The organism is Nocardioides allogilvus (assembly GCF_003047285.1).
Lineage (GTDB): Bacteria > Actinomycetota > Actinomycetes > Propionibacteriales > Nocardioidaceae > Nocardioides > Nocardioides allogilvus.
In genome coordinates, this window is sequence record NZ_PZYX01000008.1 from 162,998 (window position 1) to 177,226 (window position 14,229).

The following is a 14,229-nucleotide window of genomic DNA, read 5'->3' on the forward strand; positions in this document are numbered from 1 at the left end:
TCACGAAGCCGCGTCGGCGGTGAGGATGATCGTCAGGCGGTCCATCTTCATCGGCTCGACCGCCGGCTGGGTGCGACCGACGCCGAGGTCGAGCGCGAGCTGCTTGGCGGCGGCCTTGAGGCGCTCGGGGTAGTAGACCGTGGTGGTCGGGATGGAGCCGACCCAGTTGTCCTCGCCGACGACCTGCCAGCCGACCTGCGTGGCCTTGGCTGCGGTCGAGGCGGCCAGTCCCTGGATGCCGGAGTTGTTGAAGACCTCGACGTAGACCTCGCCGCGCTTGAGCGCGGGCTTCGGCTTGGGCTTCTTCATCGGCTCCACCGCCGTCGGCGCGACGGTCGGGGTGGAGGTCGCCGCGGCCGGGGTGACCTTGCGCTCGACGAGGTCGGCGTCGCGGGTGGCGATGAAGGCGAAGCCGGCCATCGCGACGGCGATGATGCTGAGCATCACCAGCGGGGACGGGAAGGCGACGCCGCGCTCGGAGCGCGATCGGCGGGTGCGCGACATGTTCATGGGTGCCTCACTGGGGGAAGTAGGCGCGGACAAGGCGTGGATCAGACTTCGAAGCCGAGACGGCGCGCGGAGCGCTGACGCTGGCGCGAGGCGCGCAGCCGGCGAAGGCGGCGCACGAGCAGCGGGTCGGCCTCGAGGGCCTCGGGACGGTCGATGAGGGCGTTCAGGACCTGGTAGTAGCGGGTCGAGCCCATGTCGAACTTCTCGCGGACCGCCTGCTCCTTGGCGCCGGCGAACTTCCACCAGTGGCGCTCGAACTCGAGGATGTCGCGGTCGCGCTGGCTCAGACCGGGTGTGCCGTCACCCTCGTGAGCGACGAATGCGTTCGCGGCGTCCATTTCTAACTCCTGAGTCGGCGTCCGTGTGGGCCCCACTGTAGGCGACGAACAACACCGATGTCATTCGCTTGCGGCGAGTCGCGTTGGAAGGACCACTCGCGGGCTGTACGGCGATGCGGGCCGCTAGGGTGGATCCGTGACCACACAAGGCCAGCCCGACCACCTGGCCGACCTCGTGATCGTGGCCAACCGGCTCCCCGTCGACCGGGTGACGCTGCCCGACGGCAGCGCCGGCTGGCGTCGCTCGCCGGGCGGCCTGGTGTCCGCCCTCGAGCCCGTCATGCGAGCCAACGACGGCGCGTGGATCGGCTGGCCCGGCTCGACCGACGACCTCGACCTCGAGCCCTTCGTCGAGGACGGCCTCCAGCTCGTGCCGGTCCACCTGACCGCTGACGAGGTCGAGGAGTTCTACGAGGGCTTCGCCAACGGCACCCTGTGGCCGCTCTACCACGACCTCGTGGCCAAGCCGGAGTTCCACCGTGAGTGGTGGGACTCCTACGTCCAGGTCAACCAGCGCTTCGCCGAGCGCGCCGCGGAGATCGCCGCGAAGGGCGCCACGGTGTGGGTGCAGGACTACCAGCTCCAGCTGGTGCCGCAGATGCTGCGCGAGCTGCGACCCGACCTGCGCATCGGCTTCTACCTCCACATCCCGTTCCCGCCCGCCGAGCTGTTCAGCCAGCTGCCGTGGCGCCGCCAGATCCTCGAGGGCATGCTCGGTGCCGACCTGATCGGCTTCCAGCTCGCCGGCGGCGCCGCCAACTTCGTCCGTCTGGTCCGCGGGCGGGTCGGCCACAAGACGCACCGCGACCTCGTCTACCTCCCCGACGGCCGCACCGTGAAGGCGGCCGCCTTCCCCATCTCCATCGACGCCGCCGGCTTCATCGAGCTCGCCCACACCGAGGCGGTCCAGCAGCGAGCCACCGAGATCCGCACCGCGCTCGGCAACCCGCGCAAGGTCTTCCTCGGCATCGACCGACTCGACTACACCAAGGGCATCTACGCCCGGCTGCGCGCCTTCTCCGAGCTGATCGCCGAGGGCCTCCTCGACGTCGAGGACGCCGTCTTCGTGCAGGTCGCCACGCCGTCTCGCGAGCGGGTCGAGCAATATCGCATCATCCGCGACGACATCGACCGGCTGGTCGGGCGGATCAACGGCGACCTCGGCCGCATCGGACGACCCGCCATCTCCTACCTCCACTCGTCCTACCCGCGTGAGGAGATGGCCGCCCTCTACCGCGCCGCCGACATCATGGTCGTCACGCCCTACCGCGACGGCATGAACCTCGTCGCCAAGGAGTACGTCGCCTGCCGCTACGACGACGACGGAGCGCTGGTGCTCTCCGAGTTCGCCGGAGCCGCCGACGAGCTCCGGCAGGCCTACCTCGTCAACCCCTACGACATCAACGGCATGAAGGCTGCGCTGATGGAGGCGTTCCACGCCGAGCCGAAGGAGACGACTCGCCGGATGCGGGCGATGCGCAAGCAGGTCGTCGACAACGACGTCACCGCGTGGGCCAACAACTTCCTCGCCGCGCTGGCCGACACCCGCCCCGACCACGACAAGACGGTCCGCCCCGCTCGTCGGCGCTGAGCGCCGTACGCCCTCAGCCGCCGTGGGCGGCCGTCTGCTCGGCCATGATCGCGGTGATCTCCTCGGCCAGGGCGGGCCCGACCGTGCCCCAGTGGCGGCCGTAGCCGTAGACGTCGCGCAGCGGTCGTGAGGACAGCAGCCCGTCGATCAGGTCGATGTCGTCGGCGGTGATCAGCGCGGGGTGCGCGACCCCGACGGCCTCGGAGACCTTGAGCAGGTCGCGGCGCAGGGTCTTGACGTAGTTGGCGGCGCGCGCCGACTTCAGGGTCGGGTCGAGCCCGTGCATCAGCCACGGCCGCTGGGTGGCGACGCCGGTCGGGCACTCGTCGGTGTGGCACTTCTGCGCCTGGATGCAGCCGATGGCGAGCATCGCCTCGCGACCGACGTTGACCATGTCGCAGCCGAGCGCGAAGGCGACCAGCGCGTTGTCGGGCAGGCCGAGCTTGCCGGCCCCGATGAAGGTGATGTCGTCGGTCATGCCGGCCTCGGCGAAGCGCTTGTAGACCTTCGAGAAGCCCACCCGGAACGGGAAGGCGACCGAGTCGGCGAAGACCAGCGGCGCCGCGCCGGTGCCGCCCTCGCCGCCGTCGATGTTGACGAAGTCGACCATCCGCTCGGGGGACATCGCCGCGATCAGGTCGTCCCAGAAGTCCATGTTGCCGACGGCGCTCTTGATCCCGACCGGCAGGCCGGTCGCCTGCGCGACCGTCTCGACGAAGTCGAGCAGCGAGTCCACGTCGTTGAACATCGCGTGCCGGCTCGGGGAGGCGCAGTCCACGCCGGCCTGGATGCCCCGGATCTCCGCGATCTCGTCGGTGACCTTGACGCCCGGCAGCATCCCGCCGAGACCGGGCTTGGCGCCCTGCGACAGCTTGATCTCGATCATCCGCACCGGCGCTCCGGCGCACAGCGCGACCAGGCGGTCGAGGTCGAAGACCCCGTCCTCGTCGCGACAGCCGAAGTACGACGTACCGATCTGGAAGACCAGGTCGCCGCCTTCACGGTGGTACGGCGACAGCGCGCCCTCCCCCGTGTTCTGCAGGCAGCCCGCGAGCTCGGCCCCACGGTTGAGCGCCGTGATCGCGTTGCTGCTCAGCGAGCCGTAGCTCATGCCGGAGATGTTCACGACCGACTGCGGCCGGAAGGCCTTGGCCCTCCCGCGCGCCAGGCCGACGACCTTGGCGCAGGGCAGCGGGGTCTCCTCGCCGGAGTGGGCGCTGGTCGAGGGCGCGACGTCGGCGAAGGTGCGCTGCTTGATGATCGGGTAGCCGACGTGGCCCTCGATGTCGTTGTCGGTGCCGAAGCCGAAGTAGTTGTTCTGCAGCTTGGAGCTGGCATAGACCCAGCGCCGCTGGTCGCGGCTGAAGGGGCGCTCCTCGTCGTTGCCCGCCACGATGTACTGCCGCAGCTCGGGGCCGATCCGCTCCAGCGCGAAGCGCGCGTGGCCCAGGACCGGGAAGTTGCGGGTGATGGCGTGCTGCTTCTGGCGCAGGTCGTGAGCGGCGAGCGCACCGACAGCGGCCGCCCCGAGGGCGGCGAGCGTCTTCTTCATGGGTCGTGTCTAGTCCTGCGTCCGACCTCCAAGCAACCTGCTCGGCCCGAGTCGGGCGGGCGTATCTTCAGGCACATGGATCTCCTGCCTCCCAAGCCTGCTCAAGTGGTCTCGGCTGCCAGCAACGTCGCCCACAAGGTGTTCTACGGCGGACTGGCGGACCTGAGGCCGATGCCGCGCACGCTGATCGACGACGGGGAGCTGCGCGAGGTCTACCACTACCGGCCGGCCGCGGGAGTCGTCGAGACGGGCGATCCGGTCCTGCTGGTGACGCCGCTGGCCGCGCCCGCCATCTGCTTCGACCTGCGCCGCGGTTGCTCGCTCGTCGAGCACCTCGTCACCGAGGGGCGCCGGACCTACCTCGTGGAGTACGGCGAGGTGTCGTTCAAGAACCGCAACCTCGGCATGGAGCACTGGGTCGACGAGGTGCTGCCCGAGGCGATCAAGGCTGTTTCCGAGCACGCCGGCGGACGCCCGGTGCACGTGATCGGCTGGAGCCTCGGCGGCATCTTCGCGCTGCTGACCGCGGCCGACCAGCCCGCGCTGCCGATCGCCTCGCTCACGGTCGTCGGTTCGCCGGTCGACGTGAAGAAGGTGCCGCTGATGGCGCCGGTGCGGCCCCTGCTCAACCTCAACTTCATGGAGGGCAACGGCCTCGTCACCCGCGGCTACCAGGCGATGGGCGGCATCCCGAAGCCGCTCGTCAACTGGGCCTTCACGGCTGCCTCCGCGCAGAAGGTCATCACCAAGCCGCTCGCCCTGCTGACCAACCTCGACGACGCCGACTTCCTCGCGCAGATCGAGGCGGTGGACCGCTTCTCGGCCAACATGATCGCCTACCCGGGCCGCACCTTCGGCCAGCTCTACCACCGGATGGTCAAGGGCAACGCGCTCGCCAGGGGCTCGATGCCCTTCGGCGACCGGACGATCGAGCTCTCCTCGATCACGGCGCCGGTGCTGGTGTTCGGCGGCGCGACCGACGGCATCGCACCGGTCAAGGCGGTCAAGCCCGTGGTCGCGCTCCTCACCGGATCGGTCGACGTCCGCTTCGAGATCGTCCCCGGTGGCCACCTCGGGATGCTCACCGGCCGAGCCGCCCGGGGCACCACGTGGCGGGTGATGGACGAGTGGATCGAGCAGTGGTCCACCCCGACCCGGAAGGCCCCCGCGAGGAAGAAGGCCGCCACCGCGAAGAAGAAGACGGCCGACCCTGACGCGATCGGGGCCAACCCCCACCGTCGCTACGGGTCCGCCGGCTCGCGCTCGCTCGGTCGCTGACCGCCGCCGTGAGTGCACTGCAGGGCCTGGTCGAGCGCGGGCTGATGGCGCCCGACTGGGCGGCCGCACTGGCGCCGGTGGACGACAGGATCGCGGTGCTCGGGCAGTTCCTGCGGGCCGAGATCGCCGCCGGGCGGGACTACCTCCCGGCCGGGGACCACGTGATGCGGGCCTTCGCGCGGCCACTGGGCGACGTACGCGTGCTGATCGTCGGGCAGGACCCCTATCCGACCCCGGGACACCCGATCGGGCTGTCGTTCGCGGTCGCGCCGGACGTGCGACCGGTGCCGCGGTCGCTGGCCAACATCTATGCCGAGCTCAGCTCGGACCTCGGCCTGGCGCCGGTCGCCCACGGCGACCTGTCGGCCTGGGCCGACCAGGGCGTGATGCTGCTCAACCGGGTGCTCACGGTCGCCCCGGGTGCCGCGGCGTCGCACCGCGGCCGCGGCTGGGAGGCCGTCACCGAGTGCGCGATCACGGCCCTCGCCGAGCGCGGCGGGCCGTGCGCGGCGATCCTGTGGGGCCGCGACGCGCAGTCCCTCAAGCCGTTGCTCGGCCCGATCCCGTGGGTCGAGTCGGCCCACCCCTCCCCGCTCTCGGCGTCGCGCGGCTTCTTCGGCTCCCGGCCGTTCTCCCGCGTGAACAAGCTGCTCGCCGACCAGGGCGCGCCCCCGGTCGACTGGTCGCTCCCGCCGGCGGCCCCCTCTCCTCCCCTCCCCCCCGGTAGTTGAGTGAGAACTTGTCGGCTGACGGCCAGATCTCCACAAAGTCGCACTCAACTACCGCCCGCAGATGGCCGACCTTGAGAATAGTCCGGGATTCAACTATTCTCGTGGCATGACCGACCGGATGCCTGCCCTCTACATCGGCCACGGCGCGCCGCCACTGCTCGACGACCCGGTGTGGTCGGGACAGCTGGCGACGTTGGCCAAGGACCTACCGAGGCCCAAGGCGATCCTGATCGTCAGCGCCCACTGGGAGTCGGCGCCGGTCAGCCTGACCGCGAACTACGCACCGTTGGTCTACGACTTCGGCGGTTTCGCGCCGAAGTACTACCAGATGACCTACGAGACCCCCGACGCCTCCGCGCTCGCGCAACGGGTCGCCGCGATGATGCCGAAGGACGAGCCCGTCCACCAGCACACCAGCCGCGGCCTCGACCACGGCGCATGGGTGCCGCTCAAGATCATGTATCCCCGGGCCGACATCCCGGTGCTGCAGATGTCGCTGCCCACCTCCGACCCGGTCAAGCTGATGAAGCTCGGCGAGCGGCTCAAGCCGCTGCGCGACGAGGGTGTGCTGATCATCGGGTCCGGCTTCCTCACCCACGGACTGCCGTTCCTCAAGGACTGGAGCATCAACGCCAAGGCCCCGGGCTGGTCCCAGGACTTCGACGCCTGGGCGGGCGAGGCGCTGGCCCGTGGCGACGTCGACGCGCTGGCCAACTACACCGCCAGCGCCCCCGGCATGCCCTACGCGCACCCGACCGTCGAGCACTACATCCCGCTGTTCGTCACGCTGGGCGCGGCGACCACCCCCGACGAGCCGGGGATCCAGGTCATCGACGGGTTCTGGATGGGGTTGTCGAAGAGGTCGCTGCAGGTCGCGTGAGGTTTCGTGACGGCGCTGGCGCGCCTCCTCAACCGCCGAAGGGAAGTCGCCGCATGATCTTCAGCGAGATCCGGGTCTGCCTGGCGTAGGCGGCGTAGTCCTGCCCGGGCTGCGGGCCCATGACCTGCTTCTTGAGCACCCCGATGTTCTGGCAATCGGTGTACTTCAGCAGCCCCTGGTCACCGTGCCGCCCGCCGACACCGGACTGCTTCACTCCGCCCGACGGCGTGCCCTTGGACGCATAGGCCGTCGCGAGGATGTCGTTGATGTTGACGTTGCCCGACTCGATGCGGCGTGCGACTGCCATCGCGGCGTCGAGGTCGGTCCCCCACACCGACGCGTTCAGGCCGTAGTCGGTGTCGTTGGCGAGCCGGATCGCGTCCTCGATGTCGGAGTAGCGGTGCAGCGCGACCACCGGGCCGAAGGTCTCGCACGAGCCGGTCAGCATGTCGGCGGTGACGCCCTCGAGGATCGTCGGCGCGAAGAACGCGGGGCCGATGTCGGGCAGCGGGTGGCCGCCGGTCAGCACGGTCGCGCCCTTGGCCACCGCGTCGTCGACATGGGAGCGCACGCGCTCCAGGTGGTCGACCGAGACGAGCGAGCCGAGCTCGGGCGTGTAGTCGTAGGTCGCGCCGATCACCAGGGACTCGGTCGCCTCGACGAAGCGCGCGCGGAAGTCGTCGTACAACGAGTCGTGGATGTACATCCGCTCGATGTGCATGCAGATCTGGCCGGTGTTGCCGAAGGCGGCGAACAGGGACGCCTTGACCACGTCGTCGAGGTCGGCGTCGGGCAGCACGATCATCGGGTTCTTGCCGCCGAGCTCGAGGCAGCAGCCGATCAGGTTGCGCCCGGCGCGCTCGCCGACGACCCGTCCCGTGGCGGTCGAGCCGGTGAACATGACGTAGTTGGCGTTGTCGATCAGCGTCGGCCCGACGTCGGCGCCCTCGCCGCACACGACCTGCACGAGGCCGGCGGGCAGCCCGGCCTGCTCGAGCAGCTCGACGCCGTACAGGCCGGAGAGAGCCGTCTTGTTGTCGGGCTTGACCACGACGCCGTTGCCGGCGATGAGCGCCGGGATCGCGTCGGAGATGGCCGTGGCGAAGGGGAAGTTCCAGGGCGCGATGATGCCGACGACGCCCTTGGGCTGGCGGATCTCCGTCGACCCGGAGATGACCGGCACCGGCCCGGGTCGCGACTTGTCGGCGAGCAGCTTGGGCGCGCGGCGGAGGTAGTGGGCGGTCACCATCGGGATGTCGCAGGTCTCCTCGACCGCCATCCGGCGGTTCTTGCCCGACTCGGCCTGGATGACGTCGGCGAGCTGCTCCTGCGCGTCGATGACGAGCGAGTGGAACTTCTTGAACACCTTGAGCCGCTTGCGCAACGGCCACTGCGACCACTCGGCCTGTACGGCGCGGGCCCGGCCGAACGCCGCCGCGATGTCCTCCGGCGTCGACTGCGGGAGCTCGACGAGCACCTCGCCGGTGTAGACCTCGGTGAGCTTCCAGGTGCCGCCGCTGGTGGACGGCACGCGCGCCACGAGGCCCTGCAGGAAGTCGTCGGTCAGCGAAGCGGGACGCATGGGATCAGTCCTTCTGGAGGATCAGCTCGGCGCACTTCTCGCCGATCATGATCGAGGGTGCGTTGGTGTTGCCGCGGATGATCGTCGGCATGATGCTGGCGTCGGCGACGCGGAGGCCGTCGATGCCGCGCACCTTGAGCTCGGGGTCGACCACCGCGCGCTCGTCGACGCCCATCCGGCAGGACCCGACGGGGTGGTAGACGGTGGTCGCGCGGTTGCGGATCTCGTCGGTGAGCCGGTCGCCGGAGTAGGCCGGGCCGGGCTCGTACTCGCCCTTCACGTGGCGGGCGATCGAGGGGTGGCTCATCGTCTCGCGGATCATGTCGAGGCCCTCGCGGAGCACGGCCAGGTCGTCGGGCTCGGCGAGGAACTGCGGGTCGATCAGCGGCGCGACCATGGGGTCGGCGCTCGCCAGGCGCAGGGTGCCGCGCGACTTCGGCTGGATCAGCGTCGAGAAGACCGACCACGACGGGCGCTGGTCGGACTTCATCCGCACCGGCGCGTCCTGGTTGGGAGCGGGATAGCTCCAGGGCAGCGCGAGCAGCTGCATGTCCGGGAGCCCGGCCGGCGCGTGCGACGTACTCACGAAGGCACCCGACTCGAAGACCGAGTGGGCCATGAAGGTGCGCCCCTTCTGCAGCCGCTCCTTGACGATGCCCTTGCCGAAGTAGAAGGCGTTGCCCTTGTTGGGCGAGTTGTCGACGTGCCAGGTCGTCGGCACGAAGAGGTGGTCGTGGAGGTTGTCGCCCACGGGCAGGTCGGCGTGGACCTCGATGCCGAAGCCGGAAAGGTGCTCGGGGTGACCGATGCCCGAGAGCTGCAGGAGGTGCGGCGAGCCGTAGGCACCGGCACTGACGATGACCTCCTTGGTGGCGCGGATCGTGCGCCGGGCGCCGCCCTCGATCACCTCGACGCCGGTCGCGCGGCCGCCCTCGATGACGACGCGAGCGGCGGTCGCACCGGTCGTGATGCTGAGGCCGGGCGAAGTGTTCTCGGTGACGTAGGCCCTGCTGGCGGAGAAGCGCACCCCGTTGCTGGTGTTCTCCTGGATGACGTGCATGCCGGACTGCTCGGCGCCGTTGTAGTCCGGCGTCCGGTCGACACCGAGCGCCTCCTGCCCGGCGGTGACGAACGCCTTCGCCGCGTCGGTGATGTGGTGGTTCTCGATCACCTGCACCGGTCCCCCGGAGCCGCGGTAGTCGCTGGCCCCGCCCTCCCAGCTCTCCAGCTTCTTGTACGTCGCCAGCACGTCGTCGTAGGACCAGCCCTTGTTGCCCTCGTCGGCCCAGGAGTCGAAGTCGGCACGGTTGCCGCGGACGAAGATCATCCCGTTGACCGAGGACGAGCCGCCCATCAGCCGGCCGCGCGTGGCGGGCACCTTGCGGTTGTTCAAGTTGGCTTGAGGGACGTGGTAGAAACCCCAGTCGAACCTCGCCTTCAGCTTCGGCTCCGCGTGGATCATCGCGATCATGCCGGGCGTCTTGAACATCATCGACGTGTCCGGACCGCCCGCCTCGAGCAGCACCACGCTGTGACCCGCGTCCGCGAGCCGCCCCGCGACCGCGCACCCGGCGCTGCCCGCCCCCACCACGACGTACTCGGCCTCGCTGACCTGCGGCTGGGACTTGGCCATGTCGGATCCACCTTCACTACGGGCACTGGCTGGGCGTGCGTCAACCGAAACTGTAACTCGTTCTAGTTTCGCCGGGAAGGGGTCCGGCGGTTGAGGAGGCTCGCCAGCGCCGTCACGAAACCCCGGCCTAACCTGTGCCCGTGAAGATCTTGTCGATCCAGTCCTCGGTCGCCTACGGCCACGTCGGCAACTCCGCCGCCGTCTTCCCGCTCCAGCGGCTGGGCCACGAGGTCTGGCCGGTGTCGACCGTGGTCTTCTCCAACCACACGGGGTACGGCGCCTGGCGCGGCCCGCTGCTCAAGCCGGACGACGTCGCGGCGGTGGTCACCGGGATCGCCGAGCGGGGCGTGCTCGGCTCGTGCGACGCGGTCCTCTCCGGCTACCAGGGCGGTGCCGGGATCGCGTCCGTGATCCTGGATGCGGTCGAGCAGGTCAAGGCGGCGAACCCCGCGGCGACGTACACGTGTGATCCGGTGATGGGCAACGCGACGTCCGGCTGCTTCGTGGACCCGGCGATCCCGCCGATCATCCGTGAGCTCGTCGTGCCGCGGGCGGACATCATCACGCCCAACCAGTTCGAGCTCGGGTTCCTCACCGACACCTCACCGGTGTCGCTCGCGTCGACCCTGGAGTCGGCGGACCTCGCACTGGCGATGGGGCCCTCGACCGTGCTCGTCACGTCGGTCCTCTTCACCGAAGGCTCCATCGGGATGCTGGCCGTGGACGGCGACGGCGCGTGGCTGGTCGAGACCCCGCGGCTGCCGATGAAGGCCAACGGGTCCGGCGACATCACCGCCGCCCTCTTCACCGCCCACCTGCACGAGACCGGGTCAGCTGCTTCCGCCCTGGCCCGCACGGCGTCGTCCGTCTTCGCGGTGCTCAAGGCCACGCTCGAGTCGGGCGAGCGCGAGCTGCGCCTGATCGCCGCACAGGACGCGATCGCGCACCCGGAGTGTGAGTTCGAGGTCCGGCAGGTGCGGTGACGTTCAGTAGGACTTGCCCTCCGCGTAGCGCTGACGACGCGAGGCTCGTCCCCTGCCCCGGTTGCGCGCCTTGAAGGTGGGGAGCTGAGAATCGCAATTGGGGCAGATGAGTCTCAGGTTCTCGCGATGGTTGTTCTCTGAGTCGCCGTCGATGTGATCGAGGACGAATCGCAGCTCGAGGTTGTTCCACTCGGTGCCGCCCGCGCAGATGGCGCAGCGGCCGCCCTGGTCAGCCAGGAGGTAGGTCCGGATGTAGTGGCCGATCCCCGATGCCGGCGTGCCGATCCCGGTGGCGAGCCAGCGAGCGACGTTCTGGGATCGCTCCATCGCGCGCTGGCAGCGATTGCTGCAGAAGACCTTCTGGTGTCGCTTCGTCAGCTCGACACCGCATCCGAGACATGTCATGCCGGGAAGGTACGGCGGCGCACCGACATCGAGCCGCGTGAGAGATTCGAACTCTCGCAACCCAATTTACAAGATTGGTGCTCTACCCCTGAGCTAACGCGGCGGCGCTGCATGCAGCGGCGCAATCCTAGTCGGAGCGGCTGCGAGACTTGACCCATGACCCTGCTCCACCAACCCCACCACGACGGCTCGCCGACCTACGTCGACGACGAGGCGCCCCGGCTCGGCGACACGGTCACGGTGCGGATGTGCAGCCACGTCGAGGACCCGATCGAGGGTGTCTGGCTGCGCACGACGTACGACGCGGAGCCGGTCTACGTGCCGGCGACGCGCACCACCGAGGGCGAGGCCGTGTGGTGGGAGTGCGCACTGCTCGTGCACAACCCGGTGACGCACTACCGCTTCCTGATCGCGCGCCCGGACGGGCAGGAGTGGCTGGCGGGCAACGGTCTGGTCGACATCGATGCGCCCGACGCGGCAGACTTCAAGCTCACGTCCTACGCCCCCGCCCCGGACTGGGCCCGCGACGGCGTCGTCTACCAGATCTTCCCCGACCGCTTCGCTCGCTCGGCGGCCGCCGACGAGCGCCCGACGCCCGCCTGGGCGGTCCCGGCTGCCTGGGACGACACCGTCGTCTTCGAGGGCTCGGATCCGCGCACCCCGGTGCAGTTCTTCGGCGGCGACCTCGACGGCATCACCGACCACCTCGACCACGTCGAGCAGGTGGGCGCCGACATCGTCTACACGACCCCGGTCTTCCCCGGCGAGAGCAACCACCGCTACAACGCCACCACGTTCAGCGAGGTCGATCCGTTGCTGGGCGGCGACGCGGCGTACGAACGACTCAGCAGCGCGGTGCACGCGCGCGGCTGGCGCATCCTCGGCGACCTGACGACCAACCACACGGGCGACACGCACGAGTGGTTCCGCTCGGCGCAGGCCGACCCGGAGTCGGCGACCCGGACCTACTACTACTTCGAGGACGACGGTTCCTACGCCAACTGGATGGGCCACGGCACGCTGCCGAAGGTCAACCACGGTGATCCCGACCTGCGCGCGGCGATGGTCGAGGGGCCCGACTCGATCGTCGGGCGCTGGCTGCAGCCGCCCTTCGACGTCGACGGCTGGCGCATCGACGTCGCCAACATGACCGGACGCCTCGGCGCGCTCGATGTCGCTCACGAGGTCGCCCGCGCCGTACGCCGCACGGCGGACTCGCTCCGCGAGGACCCGCTCGTCATCGGCGAGCACAACCACGACGCGTCAGGCGACGTCGACGGTGACGGCTGGCACGGCACCATGAACTACTCCGGCTTCTCGTGGCCGGTGTGGTCGTGGCTGCGGTCCCCGGACACGCCCGCGCGAGCGTTCGGGCGACCTGTCCAGGTCGCCCGGCGGTCTGGGCCGGCCGTCGTGGACACGTTCCGCGCCTGGCAGGGCGCCCTCGGCTGGCAGGCCACGACCGCGAGCTGGAACATCCTCGGCTCCCACGACTCCGCCCGCATCCGCACGATGGTCGGCTCGCCCTCGCTGCACCGCGTGGCGGCCGGGCTGCAGTTCACGATGCCCGGCGTGCCGATGCTCTTCGCCGGCGACGAGCTCGGCCTGGAGGGCGTCAACGGTGAGGACTCGCGTCGCCCGATGCCGTGGTCGTCCTCGTCGTCGTGGGACCGGGCAACCCTCGACGTCTATGCATCGCTCGCGCGCGTGCGCCGCAGTCGCGCCGCCCTCCGCCGCGGCGGACAGCGATGGGCGTACGTCGACGACGACACCATCGCGTTCGTGCGCGAGCACTCCGACGGATCCGTTCTGGTCGTCGCGCGGCGCGCGGCGGGCCCGGCGTTCTCTCTCCCGCTGACGCTCGGTAGGCATCTGCTGGGGACAGAACCCGGAGATCTCGGTGCGGATGGATCTACGGTCCCCGAGGCCGCCGGCGCCCGCTTGGACATCTGGGCGATCGACTAGTCGCGCGTGGGCCAGACGGGGCTGCCATCGGTCCACACGACGCCCTTGTTGCGGCACAGGCAGAAGGGGTGACCGACCGGGTCGGTGTAGACGCGGAAGCCGTAGCCGTCGGGATCCGTGCTGTCCCGCTGCACGGTCGCGCCGAGGGCCAGGACACGGCGCTGCTCGGCCTCGATGTCGTCGACCTCGAAGTCGAGGTGGAACTGCTTGGGGTGCTCATTGTCGGGCCACTGCGGCGCGCGGTAGACCTCCACCTGGATGAAGGCCAGCTCGATCTCGGCGAGCTGAATGCCGGCCCAGTGCTCGTTGCTGCCAGCCTTGACCGGGAGGCCCGTCACCTCGGAGTAGAACGCCGCCAACTTCATCGTGTCGGGGCAGTCGATGATGAAATCGGTGAGTCTCAGCACCCGGCGATCCTAGCTGTCACGACTCGCGCGTCGCGCTCGTCAAGCAGGTGTCACCCCGCCCCAACGGAGGTCACGACCATGAAGACCATGACCTGACGCCAGCTCGGCGGCCCCTGCAGCCTCGAGCACCGCGGCGAGAGTCGACGACGTCATCAAGGCCCAGGACAGAGGTTGCCTCGGTGGTCGGGGCGGCCCGAAAACTTTCTGAGATTCTTTTCCCCAGGCCCCCGGAATCGGCTGTTTTCGGGCTCTGGTTGTCGGTGGTCCCTGCTTGGCTTCTCGTATGGCGACCACGACCCGCAGCAGCACCGACACCTTGCCGGAGACCCCGGCGCAGGTGCTGGTCGCGCTGCGGGCCGAGCAGGACCAGCGCC

The 14,229-nt window shown here is 69.8% G+C and carries 13 protein-coding genes and 1 tRNA gene; 6 read left to right on the top strand and 8 right to left on the bottom strand.

Annotated elements, in window-relative coordinates; translation table 11 throughout:
• The gene (locus C9J87_RS13430; RefSeq protein ID WP_107705780.1) at positions 1–504 is read right to left on the bottom strand and encodes a LytR C-terminal domain-containing protein; all 504 of its coding nucleotides are present in this window, start codon (positions 502–504) and stop codon (positions 1–3) included.
• A 47-nt stretch (positions 505–551) separates the two neighbouring features.
• Positions 552–848, bottom strand: coding sequence for a DUF3263 domain-containing protein (locus C9J87_RS13435; protein ID WP_010831639.1), 297 nt, complete (start codon positions 846–848; stop codon positions 552–554).
• 136 nt (positions 849–984) lie between these two features.
• On the opposite strand from C9J87_RS13435, the gene C9J87_RS13440 reads away from it, so the two are divergent.
• Positions 985–2,439 carry an alpha,alpha-trehalose-phosphate synthase (UDP-forming) gene (locus C9J87_RS13440; RefSeq protein WP_010831638.1) on the top strand — a complete coding sequence of 485 codons (1,455 nt, stop codon included), beginning with the start codon at positions 985–987 and terminating at the stop codon, positions 2,437–2,439.
• 13 nt (positions 2,440–2,452) lie between these two features.
• Here C9J87_RS13440 and C9J87_RS13445 read toward each other — a convergent pair whose 3' ends face one another.
• Positions 2,453–3,991, bottom strand: a complete 1,539-nt coding sequence (locus C9J87_RS13445) for an FMN-binding glutamate synthase family protein (protein ID WP_107705763.1) — start codon at positions 3,989–3,991, stop codon at positions 2,453–2,455.
• A gap of 75 nt (positions 3,992–4,066) precedes the next feature.
• Between C9J87_RS13445 and C9J87_RS13450 the strand changes: the two genes are divergently transcribed.
• From C9J87_RS13450 to C9J87_RS13460, 3 genes are all read left to right on the top strand, one after another.
• Positions 4,067–5,269, top strand: coding sequence for an alpha/beta fold hydrolase (locus C9J87_RS13450; protein WP_107705764.1), 1,203 nt, complete (start codon positions 4,067–4,069; stop codon positions 5,267–5,269).
• 44 nt (positions 5,270–5,313) lie between these two features.
• Positions 5,314–6,000, top strand: coding sequence for a uracil-DNA glycosylase (locus C9J87_RS13455; protein WP_107705781.1), 687 nt, complete (start codon positions 5,314–5,316; stop codon positions 5,998–6,000).
• Positions 6,001–6,106: 106 nt separating this feature from the next.
• Entirely contained in the window at positions 6,107–6,880 is a 774-nt protein-coding gene (locus C9J87_RS13460) for a dioxygenase family protein (RefSeq protein WP_010831634.1), read from the top strand.
• 28 nt (positions 6,881–6,908) lie between these two features.
• On the opposite strand, the gene C9J87_RS13465 is transcribed toward C9J87_RS13460, so the two are convergent.
• A complete protein-coding gene (locus C9J87_RS13465; RefSeq protein ID WP_107705765.1) occupies positions 6,909–8,462 on the bottom strand; it encodes a succinic semialdehyde dehydrogenase in 1,554 nt (517 codons plus the stop codon).
• A gap of 4 nt (positions 8,463–8,466) precedes the next feature.
• The gene (locus C9J87_RS13470; protein ID WP_107705766.1) at positions 8,467–10,095 is read right to left on the bottom strand and encodes a GMC family oxidoreductase; all 1,629 of its coding nucleotides are present in this window, start codon (positions 10,093–10,095) and stop codon (positions 8,467–8,469) included.
• A gap of 140 nt (positions 10,096–10,235) precedes the next feature.
• Between C9J87_RS13470 and pdxY the strand changes: the two genes are divergently transcribed.
• Positions 10,236–11,078 (top strand): pyridoxal kinase PdxY, encoded by an 843-nt coding sequence (gene pdxY, locus C9J87_RS13475; RefSeq protein WP_107705767.1) that lies wholly within the window; start codon positions 10,236–10,238, stop codon positions 11,076–11,078.
• A gap of 3 nt (positions 11,079–11,081) precedes the next feature.
• Here the strand turns inward: pdxY and C9J87_RS13480 are convergent, their stop codons facing one another.
• Both C9J87_RS13480 and C9J87_RS13485 read right to left on the bottom strand, forming a co-directional pair.
• Positions 11,082–11,483 carry an HNH endonuclease signature motif containing protein gene (locus C9J87_RS13480; protein ID WP_107705768.1) on the bottom strand — a complete coding sequence of 134 codons (402 nt, stop codon included), beginning with the start codon at positions 11,481–11,483 and terminating at the stop codon, positions 11,082–11,084.
• Between the two features lie 31 nt (positions 11,484–11,514).
• Positions 11,515–11,586: transfer RNA gene (locus C9J87_RS13485), tRNA-Thr, on the bottom strand.
• Between the two features lie 53 nt (positions 11,587–11,639).
• Here C9J87_RS13485 and C9J87_RS13490 point away from each other — a divergent pair.
• Positions 11,640–13,448 carry a glycoside hydrolase family 13 protein gene (locus tag C9J87_RS13490; RefSeq protein WP_107705769.1) on the top strand — a complete coding sequence of 603 codons (1,809 nt, stop codon included), beginning with the start codon at positions 11,640–11,642 and terminating at the stop codon, positions 13,446–13,448.
• On the opposite strand, the gene C9J87_RS13495 is transcribed toward C9J87_RS13490, so the two are convergent.
• Positions 13,445–13,855 (bottom strand): VOC family protein, encoded by a 411-nt coding sequence (locus C9J87_RS13495; protein WP_010831628.1) that lies wholly within the window; start codon positions 13,853–13,855, stop codon positions 13,445–13,447. The genes C9J87_RS13490 and C9J87_RS13495 overlap by 4 nt on opposite strands.
• Positions 13,856–14,229 lie beyond the last annotated feature (374 nt).

Bases quoted from the DNA above. Each gene is read 5' to 3' on its own strand.
- C9J87_RS13445 (WP_107705763.1), bottom strand. From the start codon at position 3,991: ATGAAGAAGACGCTCGCCGCCCTCGGGGCGGCCGCTGTCGGTGCGCTC.
- C9J87_RS13430 (WP_107705780.1), bottom strand. From the start codon at position 504: ATGTCGCGCACCCGCCGATCGCGCTCCGAGCGCGGCGTCGCCTTCCCG.
- C9J87_RS13480 (WP_107705768.1), bottom strand. From the start codon at position 11,483: ATGACATGTCTCGGATGCGGTGTCGAGCTGACGAAGCGACACCAGAAG.
- C9J87_RS13455 (WP_107705781.1), top strand. From the start codon at position 5,314: ATGGCGCCCGACTGGGCGGCCGCACTGGCGCCGGTGGACGACAGGATC.
- C9J87_RS13490 (WP_107705769.1), top strand. From the start codon at position 11,640: ATGACCCTGCTCCACCAACCCCACCACGACGGCTCGCCGACCTACGTC.
- C9J87_RS13465 (WP_107705765.1), bottom strand. From the start codon at position 8,462: ATGCGTCCCGCTTCGCTGACCGACGACTTCCTGCAGGGCCTCGTGGCG.
- C9J87_RS13460 (WP_010831634.1), top strand. From the start codon at position 6,107: ATGACCGACCGGATGCCTGCCCTCTACATCGGCCACGGCGCGCCGCCA.
- C9J87_RS13470 (WP_107705766.1), bottom strand. From the start codon at position 10,095: ATGGCCAAGTCCCAGCCGCAGGTCAGCGAGGCCGAGTACGTCGTGGTG.
- C9J87_RS13435 (WP_010831639.1), bottom strand. From the start codon at position 848: ATGGACGCCGCGAACGCATTCGTCGCTCACGAGGGTGACGGCACACCC.
- C9J87_RS13450 (WP_107705764.1), top strand. From the start codon at position 4,067: ATGGATCTCCTGCCTCCCAAGCCTGCTCAAGTGGTCTCGGCTGCCAGC.